A 16,039-nucleotide genomic window follows, 5' to 3' on the forward strand; every position below is an offset into this window, starting at 1 on the left:
CATCTAGGCACTCACCAAAAATCCCTTTTCACATACTTTAATAGTGATCTAGAACAAAGGAGGCGAATTACTCTTGAATCGTTCCATCAAAGTCAGACTGGCATTCATCGTCGTCGTCCTGCTCTTTATTCCATTTGTCGCCTGTAAAAAAGAACAGGAGCAGACCGTACAAGTAGCCGAGGTGACCCATTCGGTCTTTTATGCTCCGCTATATGTCGCCTTATCAGAGGATTTCTTCAAAGAAGAAGGCCTGGAGGTTGAACTAAAAACCACTTGGGGCGGCGATAAAACGATGACAGCTCTCTTATCAGGCGGTGCTGATATCGCACTGACCGGGTCTGAATCCTCTATCTATGTAGAGGCTCAAGACACAAAGGATTCTGTCATAAACTTTGCACAGCTGACGCAAACAGACGGCACATTTCTTGTTTCAAGGGAGAAAGTAAACCAATTCTCTTGGGATCAATTAAAAGGTAAAGATTTCTTAGGACAGCGGAAAGGCGGCATGCCGCAAATGGTCGGTGAATATGTCTTGAAAAAAGAAGGCATTGATGTAAAAAAGGACCTTCGTATGATTCAAAATATTGATTTTGCCAACATTTCAGGTGCGTTCTCCTCTGGAACTGGCGATTTTGTACAGTTATTCGAACCGACCGCTTCCTTACTCGAAAAAGAAGGTAAAGGGTACATTACCGCCTCCTTTGGAGAAGCTTCTGGCAAGGTGCCATATACCACCTTCATGGCAAAGAAGAGTTACTTAGAGGAAAACAAAGAGACCGCTGAAGCCTTCACCCGAGCCATTTACAAAGCGCAGAAATGGGTAGAAACCAAGCAGCCTGAGGAGATTGCAAAGGCCATTCAAGCTCATTTTCCTGATACAGACCTTGATGTCTTATCAACTGCCATCAAACGCTACAAACAGCAAGATTCCTATGCAACAGATCCCCTTCTAAATGAAGAAGAATGGAACAAATTGCAGGAAATCATGAAGGAGAGCGGTGAATTGCCGGAATTTATTCCGTACAAACAACTTGTCGATTCATCCATTGCAAAGAAGGTCACAGATCACAAATAGAATAGGAGGTAGCACATGTCTTTCCTTCAAATTGACCATGTGACCCATACGTACTTCTCTTTAAAAGAAAAAACAACAGCTATACAGCACATCAATATGGAGATAGACCAAGGTGAATTCATCTCATTTATTGGTCCCAGCGGCTGCGGAAAAACCACCTTGCTGTCTATCATCGCAGGAATTACGCCGCCCTCTGAAGGTCGAATTTTAATCGAAGGAAAAGAACCAAATCAACAGGAGCATCAAATCGGCTATATGCTCCAGCAAGATTATTTGTTTCCTTGGAAGACCATCAAGGAAAATGTCATTCTCGGGTTAAAAATTGCGAAACAAGATTCACATGAGTCCGTCTCAGCTGCCCTTGATTTACTGCCAAAGCTTGGACTGCCTGAAGTAGAGGAAAAATATCCGAAGGAGCTGTCTGGCGGAATGAGGCAGCGTGCGGCTCTCGCCCGAACGCTTGCAGTTGATCCCGGTCTGCTTTTACTAGATGAGCCATTTTCAGCGCTAGACTACCAAACCAAACTCACATTAGAAGATCTCGTCTTTCACACATTAAAAGACTATCAAAAAACAGCGGTTCTTGTGACACATGACATTGGCGAAGCCATTGCGATGAGTGACCGCATTTTCTTATTCTCAAAGCACCCAGGCTCTATCCAGCGAATCTTTACCGTTCCAGACGACATAAGGGCTCTCTCTCCATTTGAAGCGAGACAGACCCCGCATTTCCAAGAGCTCTTTCAAACGATTTGGAAGGAGCTGAAAACAGTTGAAACACAGTGACCTTTTACATGAAGCCTATCGCAAAAAATACCGAATGGAAAAACGGATCACACGTATCTATCAGCTCATCATATTTGCCAGCTTCTTTTCGCTTTGGGAGCTTGCCAGTCATTTCAGGTTCATTGATCCGCTTATTTTCAGTTCACCATCTGCGGTCTGCCAATTGTTTGTGCAAAAAATTCAAGATGGTTCTTTAATGAATCATATGAGTATTACATTATTTGAAACGGTGCTCGGTTTTCTATTTGGTACCTTTTGCGGCATTTTGCTCGCTGCCGCCTTATGGTGGTCCACCCGATTAGCAAACGTTCTTGATCCTTATTTAGTCATTTTAAATGCCATGCCGAAAGTTGCCCTCGCCCCCATTTTAATTGTTGCCCTTGGACCTGGTATGATCAGCATCGTCGCCATGGGTGCGATCATTAGTGTGATCATTACGACGATCGTCATTTACACTGCCTTTCAAGAGGTCGATGAGAATTATTTAAAGGTGATGAAAACCTTTGGCGCGAAAAAAAGCGTCGTCTTTCGTGAGGTCATTTTGCCAGCTAGTATTCCAACGATGATTTCTGCCATCAAAGTGAATGTTGGTCTTTCTTGGGTTGGGGTCATTGTAGGGGAATTTCTTGTATCCTCAAAAGGGCTCGGCTACATGATCATTTACGGCTTTCAAGTCTTCAACTTTACACTCGTGTTCTTAAGTCTTTTCATTATTGCTGTGTTTGCGACCATCATGTACCAGCTTGTGGAATGGCTCGAACGCCGTTTTCTCCAAAAATAAAAAGCACAGGGAGATCTCCCTGCGCTTTTTTTAACGAATCAAACCGTTCTTTTCTAAATAAGCAAGACTTTGTCTTAACACATCATCTTTCATAATAAAACTGAAATTCTTATTTTTTGCGATGGATCTTGGCAAGTCTGCGAAAAGAACAGGTCCTTTCGTTTCAAAATACGTGTCTTGCTTCACTAGCCTTTCAATATCAGCGAAATAAATATTTTTTACGATGACCTTTTCTCTGCCTAGCACCTGATACTGACCGATATACGTTAATTCACGAACAACAGCACCCGTCTCTTCTTGAATCTCACGTATAGCGGCTTGGTCTGCTTCTTCATTTGGCTCAACTTTCCCTCCTGGAAACTCATAGCCCCGATCCTCATGTTCAGTGAGCAGCCATTTCCCCTGGTAACGGCAGATAGCCCAAACATGCTTTGGATGACTTGAAAAAGGCTTCTCTTCAAAGGAGAGCTTGACCGTATTATGATAATAGTCTTTAAATACATGCATGTGAAATCCCTCATATCCTGTCCTTGCTTCTTGTAAAACATCATACCACAGATCACATTTCTCTGAAGAATTTTTATCAAAAGTGAAACAAACGAGTGGTTTCATTTCGTCTGTATTTAAAATGAGGTCTTGTTGCTAAAACCTTTTTATCATCCCCAACTTCACCCTATTTTAATCATGAAACCTTTTATCCCTTGATGACGTAAATCAATTAGTGTTTGTCCTATTACGACAAGGAGGAAAACAGCATGAGGATAACAAATGGGTCAAAACAAGAAAAAGATCAATCGCTTACGCCCAGTAAAATTGAAAAAGATGACGCCCCTCATGAGGTGATCAAGAAACACCTCATCAAAGGGCAAAAGCTAGATTTAACTAAAGACAATCCAAATATCGACCAAATTCAAATCGGGCTTGGCTGGGATTTGGCTGGCCAGCCAATTGATTTAGATACGCAAGTGTTTCTCTTAAATGAAGAGGACAAACTGTTGTCTCCAAGCCATCTGATCTATTATCATCAGCAGCAGAGCTTAGACGGAGCTGTTCGCCATCTTGGTGATCATCAAGTTGGCGGCGGATATCGAGACAATGAAATGATCATTATGCAATTAAGCAGAGTCTCTCCTGATATTCATAAAATCGTTGTAACAGCCACGATACATGATGCACACGAGCACAAGCATCATTTTGGACAAGTGACGAACGCTTATGTGCATCTGACTGATCAAATATCACAACAAGAGATTTGTACCTTTCAATTAACAGAAGATTATTCGTATTGTACCTCCATCATTTGCGCCCAACTCATAAGAGATGAGGAAGAATGGAAAATTATCGCCACCGGACAAGGAACTACGCTAGATTTAAATGATTTATGCCGCATCTATGGATTCACATCTTGACGCAGGAAAGGAGCCGGCACCAATGGGATTTCAATTCAACACAATAGAAGAACTCACTTTACAAGCAGAAGGCAGCGGAATCTTTTTTGCGAAAAAAGGCGCAATGATTGCCGATCAAGGTACGTTTCAATACCGCAAACGACTACTCGGTACGAACAAAGGAAATATGGTCAGTCAAGTATTTAACCATATCAGCAGAAAATTGACAGGTGAAAACCTTGAGGTGATAGAAGTAAGTGGACAAGGTACTTGTTATTTGGCTGATTCCAGCGAGCACGTGACAGTGATTAACCTTGAGCCGAGCGGTCCTTGGCAGCATGTAAGTGTAGAAAGTGAGGATTTACTTGCCTTTACTGAGGAATGTCATTACGGCGTGACACCAGTAGGCGTAGGGATTTTATCACAGAAAGGACTGTTTACATCAAAGCTCTCCTATCAAGGCCACGGGGCGCAGGTCGCCATTAAAACAAATGGAAACCCGCTCATTTTAAAAGCCCCTTGCCGTGTAGACCCTGACGCCATCGTCGCTTGGACAGGTAAAGCACCGAAGGTCAAATTAGATGTGAACTGGAAGACCCTCATCGGACAAACATCTGGTGAATCCTACTTATTTGAGTTCCAAGAACAAGACCAAATTGTCATTATCCAGCCATCTGAGCGTACATCCGGCTTACGGGTTGGTTTAGATGATAACCGTTATAAGCCTCAGAGCCAGAACTCCTCCCATGAATTCACTAATTCACAGACATCTCAGCAAGAGAATAGAGGCGGACTTAGTGATCTGATCGGAGGCATCTTACAACCGCGAAAATAAAAGCATGTAGAAAATCTCTACATGCTTTTTCAATTCATTAATCCATTTGTTTCAATAAAGTTCTTTGTCTCTTCATTCCCGAGCTCGAAAATCATTGAGTATATCTCTTTTCTTTTTCGATCCATTTCATCATTCGGACTGTCATAATGATATTCAAGATACGGAACATGCGCTCGAAAGAAGCCTTTCCAATCTGTCATATACTGTTCATCGAAATAGTCTCTCAGCTGCAAAATTTGATCATCGTCTGCTTCTATTTGAAATTGCCAAGCCGCCGCATCTCTATGCTGAGATATCGACCCATCCTGTACGGATACATAATATGTGTGTCTCGTCATCTGATTCATCCTTTTTCCTTTAGTATGACCAGATATGAAGAAATTACGGCTTTTTGCGCAATTTATTTTTTAACATGTCCAACACATCAATAAACAACTGTGGAATGGGAATTCCGAGGGCATTGGCTGTCGAGACGATTTGGTAAGATTCATAAATAATATAGAAGATGATCGCTAAATCCTTAATCATCCCATTTGTCTTCAGCATGACATCGAAGAAATGCGCCATGGATATTAAGGAGACCGTCACAATCTTTCGAACAAGCCGTGTAGAAAAACGTTTCATTGTGAGCTGTCCTGTCAAAGATTCTCTTAGGCTTGAACAAATTAATTCAATGGCCATGAGTGTTACTAATATCATCAGTAAATATCCTGCTCCACCAAACAGAAAGCCCATCGCTGACAAACTGACTGTAAACAACGAAAAGATGCCTAAATCTTTGCTCACTTGGCATCAACATCCTTTCAGAGTGGAACTCCTTACCTCAATAGTATATGTCAGATCCTCGCAATAGCTTGGACGACAAAAAATAAAGGCGTCGCCTTTTAAATCAGAGAGAGTGATGACAAGAAAAAAAGCCACCTTGTGCGGCGGCTTCCATCTTTAGACTCTCACATCAATAAAGCGAGCGTCTGAATCCTTTGGTTGAACAGCTTGAGGCTGCTGCTGAACTTGATCCAGCATGACCATGGCTTGTGCTGTATTCGTAGCAAGCTGTGAATTCAACAAACTAATATTAAGTGTTTTTTGAATGCTCGCGACTTGCTGACTCATCATTCCTGCAATAGAAGACATCTTCTCCCCTCCCTTCTCTTTTCTCTTCGGCTGAAAGCCCTATGATTTCAATGGGCTGTCTGTCCCGATTCCAACAAAAAAGGAATGTCGATCTCTTCATGATCGACATTCCTTCCACATACGTATTATCCCAAAAATGCTTTAAGCATCCAGTTGTGTTTCTCAATAGATTGATGAATCGCAAGCAGCATATCACCTGTTGTTTCATCGCCAACTTCTCCAGCCAGCTCCATTCCTTGCTTTAATTCCTCAGCGATATTGGAGAAATCATCATATAGATTTTTCACCATTTGCTCCGCTGATTCATTACCTTCAGCTTCTTGAATGCTAGAAATTTCTAAGCATTCTTTCATTGTCGCAACAGGCTGTCCATTTAACGCAAGCATACGCTCAGCCAAATCATCAATGTACGTCGCTGTTTCTGTATAAAGTTCCTCAAATTTCTCATGGAGTGTAAAGAAGTCTTTTCCCTTTACGTACCAGTGATAGTTATGTAATTTTACGTAAAGCACAGTCCAATCAGCTACTTGTTTATTAACGACGTTTAATAATTTTTCAGACATGTTTATTCCTCCTTATGTAATTGCGTTTAGTATGAGAATACCCTTTTCCTATTATACTGAAACCTGCCATGAATTTCTTCTATTTTGACTGCATGAAATATATGTTAATATGGAAATAAGGAGGGAGTTAGATGCTGCTACTTGGGATTATCAGCTTTATCATTATCTCAATCGTTGTCTTTTTATCACTATGGACAACATCGAAGGCTTATGAATATAAGCATAAAGTCGATTCACCACAGGATGCTGAACCAAACCAACGTCCTAACCCGAAATAAAATGACACTTAATGATGTGAGGTTTCTTCTTCAGTAGATGAACTCTCTTTTTTCACATCACCTACATGGATATTTGTCTTTGGCATATTATGCTGCTGTTTAGCTGTCACATGGACTTGTATGATATAAAGGCCATCTTTTTTAAAGGCTGTATGCAATTCATATACACCTTTGTTCTCTTTCTTTGGCTGAATCATCTTGCTGTTATCCTTATCGCCATCTTTCCACACTTCAAATTGAACTTCGTCTGCATCATCAACAGGCGTATCACCATATGTGACAGCTGCTTTTACTATAACGCTTTCATTTTTCTCCACTTGTTCAGGTCCTGTAAGCTTCACTTCTAATAGCTCAGGTACCTCCCCTTCGCCACTATTTGCTGCAGAGTTCCCACATGCACTTAGTAACAAGAGCATCAATATCATTCCCAACATTTTTCGCATCCCGAGTTCCCCCTTCTTTTACTGACATGTCCATTTTAACAAATATCCCCTATTTTGACATCTCATGATCGAATACAAAAAAACCGGACATCATCATGTCCGGTTTATGATCGATTAACCAAATACTTTGAGAAGCTCTTCTTGATCTTGAGAAAGCCAGAAACGCATCAAACGTTTTGCACCTTCAAGGTCATGAAGCTTCGCTTGACCGCATTGCTCTTCGTTTGCAGCAGGAATCACTGTTACCTCAACTGCATCCTTGAATGTTGCATCAAGAAGTTCAACGATTTCTTTTGGAGTTGGTGCACCACTGACCACTAAATAGTAGCCTGTCTGGCAGCCCATTGGAGAAATATCAATGATATCAAAATGGTCGTATTTCTCTGAGTGTGTTCTAATGTTAAACGCAAGTAAATGCTCTAATGTATGAATCGTATCAGGTTTCATTGCTTGTTTGTTTGGCTGACAAAAACGAATATCAAATTTATTGACTTCTCCATCTGATCCCACTTTATGAACGCCACAATGACGAACGTATGGCGCTTTTACAGCATTATGATCAAGTTCAAAGCTTTCAACTGAAGGCATAATCACCACTCCTATAATTGCAATTTCCTATATTATAACATATTTCTCCGACCAGTTTAGTTTATAAAACTTTCCTTCCTTGTCCTTTTTTCTTATACTGTGGAAGACAGACAAGGAGGAACTTCTATGAAACAAATTTTTATCGGCATCATACGCTTTTATCAAAAGTGTATTTCCCCTCTTACACCGCCTAGCTGCCGGTTTTACCCAACATGCTCAAACTACGGGCTAGAAGCGATCAAAACGCATGGCGCTTTAAAAGGCGGCTGGCTCACCATCAAACGGATTTTAAAATGTCATCCGCTCCATCCTGGCGGCATCGATCCTGTCCCGCCGAAAAAGGAAAAATAAATTATTTTTCTTCATATCCATTGACGACTACGTCAAGCTTGCCAGTTCCTGGATCAATGACAAGACCGTGCACAGGCACATTTGATGGGAGAAGCGGGTGATTTTTCACAACGGACACACTGTCCTTCACGCTCTCTTCAACCGAACTAAAGCTTTTGAGCCACTGTTTAAAATCGATTCCTGAGTATTCCAGTACTTCAATACGTTTTTCTGGGATACCACGCTCAATGGCTTTGTTTAAAAGTGTTTGGCTGTCTATTTTGCTCATACCGCAATCATGATGCCCAATGACATAAACCTCGTCAGCATTTAATTCATAAACAGCCACTAAAATGCTTCGCATAATACTTCCAAATGGATGAGACACAAGAGCACCAGCACTTTTAACGATCTTGATATCTCCATTTCTCATGTTCATTGCACGTGGAAGCAACTCGACAAGCCTTGTATCCATACATGACAGAATGACAGCTTTTTTCTGTGGAAACTTCGTTGTTGTAAATTCTTCGTATTTCTTTTCTTCAATAAATTGTTGATTATATTCGATGATTTCTTCTAAAAGTTTCATACGTTGTCCATTCCTTTATCTTTTTTTAAAAATAAATATAGCACAATGTGAGAAATTTCGTCACGTTTTGCAGCGCATTTTTTTAAAAGGAAACATCTGCTGTTGAAAATTTTTTATTTTCCTCTTTTCAAATCGTAATTATTACGATACAATAACTCAGGACATTAAATCGTAATCATTTCTATCTAATAGATTGAGAGGAGACATTTTCCACATGAAAAAAATCTTTTATATGTTAACAGCTGCTTTATTTGCGATCGGTCTTGCCGCTTGCTCAAGCAGTGCGGGGACAAATGCTTCAAAAGGGAAAGCAGACGGAAAACTAACCGTTTACACCACAATTTTCCCGATTCAAGATTTCACTGAAAAAATTGGTGGTTCTCATGTTCATGCGCAAAGCGTGTACCCTGCCAATGCAGATGCACACAGCTTTGAACCAAGTTCAAAAACGATGGTTGAAATGGCTGAAGGAGACGCCTTCATCTACAGCGGCACAGGCGCTGAAGCATTCGCTGACAAAACCGCTTCTACGTTAAAAGACCAAGGCGTGAAAACAGTCAAAGCAGCCGAAGGCATCAAATTGTTATCGACAAAAGAAGAGCATTCACATGAAGAAGGCGAAGACCATGATCACGATCATGAAGGGGAAGATCATGACCATGATGGACACGATCACGGAGATAAAGATCCTCATGCATGGTTAGACCCTGTTTATGCACAGCAAATGGCAAAAAACATTAAAGATACACTCGTTTCATTAGATCCAGATCATAAAGACGAATACACAAAAAACTATGAAAAACTAAAAAAGGATTTGCAATCGCTAGATCAAGAGTTCAACACAACGTTATCTAAAGCAAAACATAAAGAAATCCTTGTTTCCCACGCAGCCTACGGTTATTGGGAAAAACGCTACGGCATTGAACAAATCAGTGTATTAGGGTTATCCGCTTCTGAAGAGCCTTCACAAAAGCAGCTCGAAAGCATTGTACAAAAAGCTGAAAAGCATCACATTCAATATGTGATTTTTGAAAACAACGTCAGCAGCAAAGTCTCAGATACGATCCGCAGTGAAATTGGGGCAAAAAGCCTCACACTTAAAAATCTAGAATCTATTACTGAAGATGATGCCAAAAATGGCGAAAGCTACGTCAGCTTAATGAAACAAAATCTAAAAACCTTAAAAACCGCTTTAAATGATTAATTGTTAAAATCCCGGATGATTATTCGGGGTTTTTTGCTGTAAAAAAAGCACACCATTGTAGGGTGTGCTTTTTATATTACATTTGATACTTTTTCTTAAACAACTCGGCTCTTCCGCCTTTTTCTCCGAACTTTTGGCGTCCTGTATAAAAAGGATGCGTATCAGAGCTTGTTTCTACTTTAATGACAGGATACGTTTTCCCATCTTCCCATTCTACTGTCTCATTGGATGACTTTGTCGATTTACTCAAAAAGCGGTAACCGCTGTTTACGTCCATAAATACAACTTCATATGAGGTTGGATGAATATTTCTTTTCAATGTCAAAACTCCTTTCGTTATCAAAACGTAATTATTACGTTTTATATTTATATTCTACTCCCTCTCTTACAACTTGTCAAAAATCAAGCTTTCTTAGTCAGGAAGAATAATCTAAAAATGGTGGAGAATAATAACATCATGAAAAAGAGAAGCGATAAGAAAGGCGGAGAAAAAAATTGACTGATCTCGTTTTAGCTAGAAGCCTGTTCGGCACAACCATGGGCTTTCACATTATTTATGCCTCGCTTGGTGTCGGCATCCCGCTAATGATTTTGTTAGCTGAACTCATCTTCCAAAAAACGAAGGACCCTCACTATGCTGTCATGGCGAAACGGTGGACGAAAGCGCAGGCTGTCTTGTTAGGTGTCGCCATTCCAACAGGCACGATTGCTGGTACCCAGCTCGCTCTTCTATGGCCAGGTTTTATGGAGGTCATCGGAAAGGTCATGTCACTGCCATTTCAGATTGAAATTTATGCGTTCTTTATTGAAGCATTATTTATGTCTATTTATGTGTACGCAGCGGATCGCCTATCACCTGCTATGCGCATCATTACCGTTATTTTTGTCGTGATTGGTGCAGCCGCTTCAGCGATTCTGATCACAAACGTACATGCGTTTGAAGGTACTCCTGCTGGCTTTCAAATGGTCAATGGAGAAATTACGAATATCGAGCCCTGGAAGGCCTTTTTCAATCCAAGCTTTGTCGTAACTGCGACACATGTCGTGCTGTCTGCTTTTACAACAGGTGCTTTTGTGATTGCATCAGTGGCAGCTTTTAAAATGCTTAAAACAAGAAAGAATGAGAAACTCTATACGTTTCATCGAAAAGCCCTTTTTCTTGGACTTATTGTAGGCGGCCTCTTCTCATTTCTTACGGCCATAAATGGTCATGAGTCTGCTCAGCTTCTGTATGAATATCAGCCAGAAAAATTAGCTGGTGCTGAAGGTTTATTTGAAACACAATCACATGCGCCGCTCGCAATAGGTGGTTTTACTGATGCTGATTCAAAGGAAATTAAAGGAGCAATTGAAATCCCTTGGGCGCTTAGCTTTCTGGCAGGAAATAGCTTTGATACAGTGGTCAAAGGCTTAAATGATTTCCCTCGTGACGAGTGGCCGCCTTTATTTATTCACACGTTATTTAACGGCATGGTCATTATTGGCTCAGTTCTCATTTTGTTTGCGGTGTTAGCACTGCTTTACCGTAAAATTTTAAAACGCGAGCATTATCCGAAGTGGCTCCTTTTTCTTTACTTATTCGGCGGGCCCCTTAGTCTTTTGGCCATTGAGTTCGGCTGGATCTTTGCATGTACAGGCCGTCAGCCATGGGTCATTTATCGAATGCTCAAAACCTCAGAGGTCGTCACATCATCAGGCTCGATCGGTACGCTCTTTATCCTTTTTGCCATTGTCTATCTCATCTTAGGCATAGCAACTGTGATTGTGCTGACGTACTACTTTAGAAAACATTCGATTGAAGAAGACCTACGGTTAACAGAATCTTAAAAAGGAGCGATCAAGATGCAAATGGATGTGACAACTGATGCACTCATTGCAATCACCATCTTATGGGGGTTCGTTTTTATCTATGCAGTGATGGCATCAATGGATTTCGGTGCAGGATTTTGGTCCATGATTTATATGAATAAAGAACAAACAAAGGCCGCTAATATCGCAAATAAGTACCTTTCTCCAACATGGGAAGTAACTAACGTATTCATTGTGGCAATTGTTGTCGCATTGTTTAGTATGTTTCCAGGTGCGACCTTTGTCCTTGGTACTGTTTTATTAATACCCGGCAGCATTATATTATTGCTTCTTGCACTGCGAAGCGGGTTTCTCGTGTTTTCTCATTCTCTTCCTAAGAAATACAGAAAAGCAGTGACTTACATTTCAGGGATTAGCGGCTTTATCATTCCATCGATCCTGATCATGGTTCTTCCGATTACTCATGGTGGATTTATCTTTGAGGAGAACAACAACTACTCATTAGATCTTGGACTGGTCTTTACGAGTGCAAATGTCTATTCTTTTGTCGGCTTTGCCATTTTCAGCACCCTTTTTCTTTCGTCATTGCTTTTAGCTGATTTCTCGAATGTGGCTGATGAAGATGAAGCTTACAGCATTTATAGAAGAGGAGCGCTCATTACGGGTCCGCTTTCACTCATGATGGCCTTTTTCATCATGCTGACATTAAGAAGCGAGGCAAATTGGCTGTTCACAAAAATGATGCAGAACATCCCTATTCTTCTTGTATCACTCCTGATGTTTTTGCTAGCAGGGCTGGCTCTATTTTTACCAAATAGTCGGTTTAAGCATAGAAAAGGCCGGCCTCGTTTAGCTGTCATTGCGATTACCATTCAATATTTTTTAGCAAGCTATGTGTACGGACGTGCCCATTTGCCTTATATGGCCTATCCGGATATTACAATCATGTCTGGATTTACAGACCCTGTGACATTTAGAGCATTATTTATCACGTATATTGTAGGTTTTATCATCTTATTCCCTGGGTTCTATTTCTTCTGGAAATTGTTTATGAAGGATAAGCGCTATATTCGCCAGGAAGATTAACGTGAATGGATGAGGTTCATTTCGGTTACATTATAGAAGAAAGACATACTCAAAAGGAGGTCATCTGTATGAGTCAAAAAATCCTTTGTGAAGTCAATAACTGTTCCTATTGGAATGCTGGAAACCGCTGTGGGGCAGATGCAATCTATGTCGTCAGCCACACAGGAAATACGGCTGAAAAAAGTGAAGAAACAGATTGTAAAACGTTTAAACCACAAGATCTTTAAGTCTCATTTAAGGAGGCGCTTCACATTGAAACACGATCGGCTGCTTCAAACGTTTTTTGACGAAATTCATGACGCGGACGAAGCCGCATTTTATCAGGCTGCTCACTCCTTTTTAAACCTTTGGGATTATGAATATGGCCATGCAGCAGACATGCCCAGTGAAATGAATCACTATATTGGACAGCTTGCTTATGACAGCGAACTGGTAGAAGAGTAAGAAAGAGCGGATCACCGCTCTTTCTTTTTTGTTGAGACAGGAAGGAAAAACTTTCTCTCACTATATATAGATTTTATTGGATGTGCAAAAGGTGAATACCTTATTTTCACATCACAAAATCATGTTTTGTAAAGACGTCAATTTTATCTGAAAAGGAACGAAGCGCTTGATAATCCACTTCTACGCCCATTCCTGGGGAACGAGGCACCTCAATAAAACCATTTTCAACCTTGATTTCAGGATAAATGATATCCTGCTCCCAATATTTTGACGAAGCGGAAATATCACCTGGAATTGTAAATTGCGGAAGCGAAGCAAGTGCCACGTTCTGTGCGCGAGAAATGCCTGTTTCAATCATTCCTCCGCACCATAACGGAATTTGATGCTCCTTACTGAATGTATGGATTTTGAGGGCTTCTGTCATCCCTCCAACTCGTGAAGGCTTCACATTAATAATTTGACAGCTGCCAAGCTCTACAGCTTTTCTAGCATCATCTAAGGAACAAATACTTTCATCCAAACATATCGGTGTTTTTAAATGCTTTTGCAAATGGCGATGATCGACGATATCATCTGCAGCTAATGGCTGTTCAATCATTAATAAACGAATGTCATCGAGCTGTTTGAGCTTGCTAATATCCTTTAATTCATAAGCAGAGTTTGCATCCGCCATTAGTGGAAGGTGAGGGAAAGACTCTCTAATTTTTTTAAGGAGTCCGATATCCTGCCCCGGCTTAATTTTCACCTTCACCCGCTGATAACCTTGGTCCACAAATTGCTGTATTTGCTTCAGCATGTCATCAATGGGTCCTAACCCCGCCACAACACCAGAAGGTATTCTATCCTTGGTGCCGCCTAATACATCTCGTAACGACTTATTCTCACGCTTCGCATAAATATCCCAAACAGCCGCTTCAATTCCCGCTTTCGCCATCCTATTGCCTTTAAATTGGTACAGGCTGTCTGGTATTTCTGAAGGGTGTGTAAAGGTGCGTGTCAGCACATTTGGTATAAAAAAGGCTCTCAGCATATGGTAACAAGTCTCAATGGTTTCTTCTGTATACCACGGAGAAGAAAAGGCTGACACCTCTCCCCATCCAGTCAATCCCGTTTGATCTTTTACCTCGACAATAATAAACTCACGCTCTGAGATGGTCCCAAGACTTGTGGTAAATGGCTGCTTGAGCTTCATCGTGACATGATATAAAATCACTCGTTCAATTTGAATCATCTAAAAACCCCTTTGACTTGAGTCTGTGCCTCTGCAATTTATTTGACGCATTTCTTGGCAGCTCGTCCACAAAGTGAAAAGCGGCAGGCCATTTATATTTTGCTAGATGCGACTCACATAAAGCATAGAGCTCGTTCTCTGGTATTTTATGGTCTGTGACAAGAAAGGCAGCTGGTACCTCTCCCCATCTATCATCATACATACCCGTCACTCCGGCTTCCTTTACATGCGGATGTGTTAACAGGATCGCTTCAATTTCAGCAGGATAAATATTCTCACCGCCAGAAATAATTAAATCTGAACGGCGGTCAAGCACAAATAAAAATCCTTCCTCATCCACATAGCCGATATCACCCGTTTTCAGCCAGCCTTGATCAAAAGCAGCCGCGGTCGCCTCTTCGCGGTAAAGGTACCCTTTCATGACATTTGCCCCTTTCACCATAATTTCGCCATGCTCAAAAGGACGACAAATGCGTGTACCATCTTGAATTTTCAGCTCACATCCAAAAAGGGGTTTTCCCGCTGATCCAAGCTTCTCTACACTAAATTCAGGCGCAAGGGTCACAATTTGTGAACAGGTTTCTGTCATGCCGTACGATTGAAACACAGGGAAGCCTTTCTCTTTGCTTTCTTGAAGCATCGCAAAAGGCGCAGGTCCTCCGCCTAATAACAGACAGCGCAAAGAAGACGGACATTCTTCCAGCCTGCTTAATAAACGGGATAACATCGTTTGAACAACAGATATCATCGTCACACGATGCTGTTCAATCGAACCCTTTACTTCATCGACATCAAACTTTTGATGAAGTACGACAGTCATCCCATAAATCACAGACTTAAATAAAGCGGATAACCCGCTAATATGAAAAAGAGGCAGTGCAATAAGCCAGCGGTCATCCTCTCTGAGGCCCATATTGAGTGCAGAGGAAACAGCACTATAAAAATGATTACCAAACGTTTGCTCGACCCCTTTTGGTTGTCCTGTTGTGCCAGACGTATACATGATCGTTGCTGTTTCATTCAAATCAAATTCGCTTTCGATTTTCTTTCCATTGTCGTGACCTGCTTCTGGTAAAGTCTCCATTGTATAAACGGGTAGATCACCCTTATGATCACTTGCATAAACAGGTTCAGTAAATAAAGCGGCTGCTTTTGCATCTTCAAGTTGATAGCGCCTTTCAGCTTTTGTTAACTTATTGTTCAATAGCACGATTTTGAATCCTAATGAAAAACAAGCATGAACAAGCATCACCATTTGAGGCTGGTTGTTCATCAAAAGCCCGACCGTTTCCCCTTTTTTTAATGATGCTTGTGCAAGTCTATTTGAAAGCTCATTGACTTCATCAGCTAAATCGCGAAATGTCCACTGTTTATCCTGATAAATGAGTGCGACTCTTTCTGGTGTTAAATAAGCACGGTGCAGCAGCCAATTCGGTTGCTTCATCATGACACCTCCTTTTTGTAAAAGAAAACAG

At 41.1% G+C, this 16,039-nt stretch carries 23 protein-coding genes; 12 read left to right on the top strand and 11 right to left on the bottom strand.

Translation table 11 applies throughout. The annotated features are described in order from the left end of the window. The first annotated feature begins 73 nt into the window (after positions 1 to 73). Genes MKZ05_RS13725 through MKZ05_RS13735 form a run of 3 tightly spaced genes read left to right on the top strand, consistent with a single transcriptional unit; the run spans position 74 to position 2,642 of the window. Positions 74 to 1,075 carry an ABC transporter substrate-binding protein gene (locus MKZ05_RS13725; RefSeq protein WP_253622308.1) on the top strand — a complete coding sequence of 334 codons (1,002 nt, stop codon included), beginning with the start codon at positions 74 to 76 and terminating at the stop codon, positions 1,073 to 1,075. Positions 1,076 to 1,090: 15 nt separating this feature from the next. Further along, complete coding sequence (locus tag MKZ05_RS13730) at positions 1,091 to 1,861, top strand: ABC transporter ATP-binding protein (protein ID WP_106035199.1); 771 nt, start codon at positions 1,091 to 1,093, stop codon at positions 1,859 to 1,861. After that, positions 1,848 to 2,642, top strand: coding sequence for an ABC transporter permease (locus MKZ05_RS13735; RefSeq protein WP_339160381.1), 795 nt, complete (start codon positions 1,848 to 1,850; stop codon positions 2,640 to 2,642). Before MKZ05_RS13730 ends, MKZ05_RS13735 begins: the two co-directional genes overlap by 14 nt. Positions 2,643 to 2,672: 30 nt before the next feature. Here MKZ05_RS13735 and ytkD read toward each other — a convergent pair whose 3' ends face one another. Beyond that, positions 2,673 to 3,149: an RNA deprotection pyrophosphohydrolase gene (gene ytkD, locus MKZ05_RS13740; protein ID WP_034665337.1), complete on the bottom strand. Its 477-nt coding sequence runs from the start codon at positions 3,147 to 3,149 to the stop codon at positions 2,673 to 2,675. Positions 3,150 to 3,397: 248 nt separating this feature from the next. Here ytkD and MKZ05_RS13745 point away from each other — a divergent pair, with 248 nt between their 5' ends. Both MKZ05_RS13745 and MKZ05_RS13750 read left to right on the top strand, forming a co-directional pair. Then, positions 3,398 to 4,051 (top strand): TerD family protein, encoded by a 654-nt coding sequence (locus MKZ05_RS13745; protein ID WP_003217746.1) that lies wholly within the window; start codon positions 3,398 to 3,400, stop codon positions 4,049 to 4,051. A 22-nt stretch (positions 4,052 to 4,073) separates the two neighbouring features. Next, entirely contained in the window at positions 4,074 to 4,865 is a 792-nt protein-coding gene (locus MKZ05_RS13750; protein WP_339160383.1) for an AIM24 family protein, read from the top strand. Between the two features lie 29 nt (positions 4,866 to 4,894). On the opposite strand, the gene MKZ05_RS13755 is transcribed toward MKZ05_RS13750, so the two are convergent. The 4 genes from MKZ05_RS13755 to MKZ05_RS13770 all read right to left on the bottom strand — a co-directional run bounded on the left by MKZ05_RS13755 (position 4,895) and on the right by MKZ05_RS13770 (position 6,562). Then, entirely contained in the window at positions 4,895 to 5,203 is a 309-nt protein-coding gene (locus MKZ05_RS13755; protein ID WP_003217683.1) for a hypothetical protein, read from the bottom strand. A gap of 43 nt (positions 5,204 to 5,246) precedes the next feature. Further along, a complete protein-coding gene (locus MKZ05_RS13760) occupies positions 5,247 to 5,651 on the bottom strand; it encodes a phage holin family protein (RefSeq protein ID WP_003217754.1) in 405 nt (134 codons plus the stop codon). 156 nt (positions 5,652 to 5,807) lie between these two features. Then, the gene (locus MKZ05_RS13765) at positions 5,808 to 5,999 is read right to left on the bottom strand and encodes a hypothetical protein (RefSeq protein WP_003217712.1); all 192 of its coding nucleotides are present in this window, start codon (positions 5,997 to 5,999) and stop codon (positions 5,808 to 5,810) included. 125 nt (positions 6,000 to 6,124) lie between these two features. Then, positions 6,125 to 6,562: a Dps family protein gene (locus MKZ05_RS13770; RefSeq protein WP_003217576.1), complete on the bottom strand. Its 438-nt coding sequence runs from the start codon at positions 6,560 to 6,562 to the stop codon at positions 6,125 to 6,127. Positions 6,563 to 6,693: 131 nt separating this feature from the next. On the opposite strand from MKZ05_RS13770, the gene ytzI reads away from it, so the two are divergent. Continuing rightward, entirely contained in the window at positions 6,694 to 6,840 is a 147-nt protein-coding gene (ytzI, locus tag MKZ05_RS13775; RefSeq protein WP_003217544.1) for a YtzI protein, read from the top strand. 8 nt (positions 6,841 to 6,848) lie between these two features. Here ytzI and MKZ05_RS13780 read toward each other — a convergent pair whose 3' ends face one another. Then, positions 6,849 to 7,283 (bottom strand): FixH family protein, encoded by a 435-nt coding sequence (locus MKZ05_RS13780; protein ID WP_003217735.1) that lies wholly within the window; start codon positions 7,281 to 7,283, stop codon positions 6,849 to 6,851. Between the two features lie 114 nt (positions 7,284 to 7,397). Continuing rightward, positions 7,398 to 7,871, bottom strand: coding sequence for an S-ribosylhomocysteine lyase (locus tag MKZ05_RS13785; RefSeq protein WP_339160384.1), 474 nt, complete (start codon positions 7,869 to 7,871; stop codon positions 7,398 to 7,400). Positions 7,872 to 7,997: 126 nt separating this feature from the next. On the opposite strand from MKZ05_RS13785, the gene yidD reads away from it, so the two are divergent. After that, positions 7,998 to 8,222 carry a membrane protein insertion efficiency factor YidD gene (gene yidD / locus MKZ05_RS13790; RefSeq protein ID WP_003217666.1) on the top strand — a complete coding sequence of 75 codons (225 nt, stop codon included), beginning with the start codon at positions 7,998 to 8,000 and terminating at the stop codon, positions 8,220 to 8,222. A gap of 1 nt (position 8,223) precedes the next feature. On the opposite strand, the gene MKZ05_RS13795 is transcribed toward yidD, so the two are convergent. Beyond that, entirely contained in the window at positions 8,224 to 8,790 is a 567-nt protein-coding gene (locus MKZ05_RS13795; protein ID WP_106028995.1) for a carbonic anhydrase, read from the bottom strand. A gap of 214 nt (positions 8,791 to 9,004) precedes the next feature. On the opposite strand from MKZ05_RS13795, the gene MKZ05_RS13800 reads away from it, so the two are divergent. Beyond that, a complete protein-coding gene (locus tag MKZ05_RS13800; RefSeq protein WP_003217657.1) occupies positions 9,005 to 9,994 on the top strand; it encodes a zinc ABC transporter substrate-binding protein in 990 nt (329 codons plus the stop codon). 76 nt (positions 9,995 to 10,070) lie between these two features. Here MKZ05_RS13800 and MKZ05_RS13805 read toward each other — a convergent pair whose 3' ends face one another. Further along, on the bottom strand, positions 10,071 to 10,313 hold the full coding sequence (locus tag MKZ05_RS13805) for a type B 50S ribosomal protein L31 (protein WP_253622304.1): 243 nt from the start codon (positions 10,311 to 10,313) through the stop codon (positions 10,071 to 10,073). A gap of 176 nt (positions 10,314 to 10,489) precedes the next feature. Between MKZ05_RS13805 and MKZ05_RS13810 the strand changes: the two genes are divergently transcribed. The 4 genes from MKZ05_RS13810 (at position 10,490) to MKZ05_RS13825 (ending at position 13,333) form a co-directional block, all read left to right on the top strand. Continuing rightward, positions 10,490 to 11,821 carry a cytochrome ubiquinol oxidase subunit I gene (locus MKZ05_RS13810; protein WP_003217550.1) on the top strand — a complete coding sequence of 444 codons (1,332 nt, stop codon included), beginning with the start codon at positions 10,490 to 10,492 and terminating at the stop codon, positions 11,819 to 11,821. A 21-nt stretch (positions 11,822 to 11,842) separates the two neighbouring features. Further along, positions 11,843 to 12,889: a cytochrome d ubiquinol oxidase subunit II gene (locus tag MKZ05_RS13815; protein ID WP_170966031.1), complete on the top strand. Its 1,047-nt coding sequence runs from the start codon at positions 11,843 to 11,845 to the stop codon at positions 12,887 to 12,889. 68 nt (positions 12,890 to 12,957) lie between these two features. Then, entirely contained in the window at positions 12,958 to 13,116 is a 159-nt protein-coding gene (locus MKZ05_RS13820; protein ID WP_008360682.1) for a DUF1540 domain-containing protein, read from the top strand. Between the two features lie 25 nt (positions 13,117 to 13,141). Next, positions 13,142 to 13,333 (top strand): hypothetical protein, encoded by a 192-nt coding sequence (locus MKZ05_RS13825; RefSeq protein ID WP_012010998.1) that lies wholly within the window; start codon positions 13,142 to 13,144, stop codon positions 13,331 to 13,333. Positions 13,334 to 13,439: 106 nt separating this feature from the next. Here MKZ05_RS13825 and menC read toward each other — a convergent pair whose 3' ends face one another. Both menC and MKZ05_RS13835 read right to left on the bottom strand, forming a co-directional pair. Next, positions 13,440 to 14,564: an o-succinylbenzoate synthase gene (gene menC, locus MKZ05_RS13830; RefSeq protein ID WP_339160385.1), complete on the bottom strand. Its 1,125-nt coding sequence runs from the start codon at positions 14,562 to 14,564 to the stop codon at positions 13,440 to 13,442. Then, on the bottom strand, positions 14,551 to 16,011 hold the full coding sequence (locus MKZ05_RS13835) for an o-succinylbenzoate--CoA ligase (RefSeq protein ID WP_106035196.1): 1,461 nt from the start codon (positions 16,009 to 16,011) through the stop codon (positions 14,551 to 14,553). Before MKZ05_RS13835 ends, menC begins: the two co-directional genes overlap by 14 nt. Positions 16,012 to 16,039 lie beyond the last annotated feature (28 nt).

The organism is Bacillus sp. FSL M8-0277 (genome assembly GCF_037975305.1).
Taxonomy (GTDB): domain Bacteria; phylum Bacillota; class Bacilli; order Bacillales; family Bacillaceae; genus Bacillus; species Bacillus pumilus.

Excerpts from the sequence above, each read along its gene's own strand:
- MKZ05_RS13835 (WP_106035196.1), bottom strand. The coding sequence starts at position 16,011 with ATGATGAAGCAACCGAATTGGCTGCTGCACCGTGCTTATTTAACACCA.
- MKZ05_RS13785 (WP_339160384.1), bottom strand. The coding sequence starts at position 7,871 with ATGCCTTCAGTTGAAAGCTTTGAACTTGATCATAATGCTGTAAAAGCG.
- MKZ05_RS13795 (WP_106028995.1), bottom strand. The coding sequence starts at position 8,790 with ATGAAACTTTTAGAAGAAATCATCGAATATAATCAACAATTTATTGAA.
- MKZ05_RS13755 (WP_003217683.1), bottom strand. The coding sequence starts at position 5,203 with ATGACGAGACACACATATTATGTATCCGTACAGGATGGGTCGATATCT.
- MKZ05_RS13820 (WP_008360682.1), top strand. The coding sequence starts at position 12,958 with ATGAGTCAAAAAATCCTTTGTGAAGTCAATAACTGTTCCTATTGGAAT.
- menC (WP_339160385.1), bottom strand. The coding sequence starts at position 14,564 with ATGATTCAAATTGAACGAGTGATTTTATATCATGTCACGATGAAGCTC.
- ytkD (WP_034665337.1), bottom strand. The coding sequence starts at position 3,149 with ATGCATGTATTTAAAGACTATTATCATAATACGGTCAAGCTCTCCTTT.
- MKZ05_RS13750 (WP_339160383.1), top strand. The coding sequence starts at position 4,074 with ATGGGATTTCAATTCAACACAATAGAAGAACTCACTTTACAAGCAGAA.
- ytzI (WP_003217544.1), top strand. The coding sequence starts at position 6,694 with ATGCTGCTACTTGGGATTATCAGCTTTATCATTATCTCAATCGTTGTC.
- MKZ05_RS13745 (WP_003217746.1), top strand. The coding sequence starts at position 3,398 with ATGAGGATAACAAATGGGTCAAAACAAGAAAAAGATCAATCGCTTACG.
- MKZ05_RS13780 (WP_003217735.1), bottom strand. The coding sequence starts at position 7,283 with ATGCGAAAAATGTTGGGAATGATATTGATGCTCTTGTTACTAAGTGCA.
- MKZ05_RS13815 (WP_170966031.1), top strand. The coding sequence starts at position 11,843 with ATGGATGTGACAACTGATGCACTCATTGCAATCACCATCTTATGGGGG.
- MKZ05_RS13770 (WP_003217576.1), bottom strand. The coding sequence starts at position 6,562 with ATGTCTGAAAAATTATTAAACGTCGTTAATAAACAAGTAGCTGATTGG.
- MKZ05_RS13800 (WP_003217657.1), top strand. The coding sequence starts at position 9,005 with ATGAAAAAAATCTTTTATATGTTAACAGCTGCTTTATTTGCGATCGGT.
- MKZ05_RS13730 (WP_106035199.1), top strand. The coding sequence starts at position 1,091 with ATGTCTTTCCTTCAAATTGACCATGTGACCCATACGTACTTCTCTTTA.
- MKZ05_RS13765 (WP_003217712.1), bottom strand. The coding sequence starts at position 5,999 with ATGTCTTCTATTGCAGGAATGATGAGTCAGCAAGTCGCGAGCATTCAA.
- yidD (WP_003217666.1), top strand. The coding sequence starts at position 7,998 with ATGAAACAAATTTTTATCGGCATCATACGCTTTTATCAAAAGTGTATT.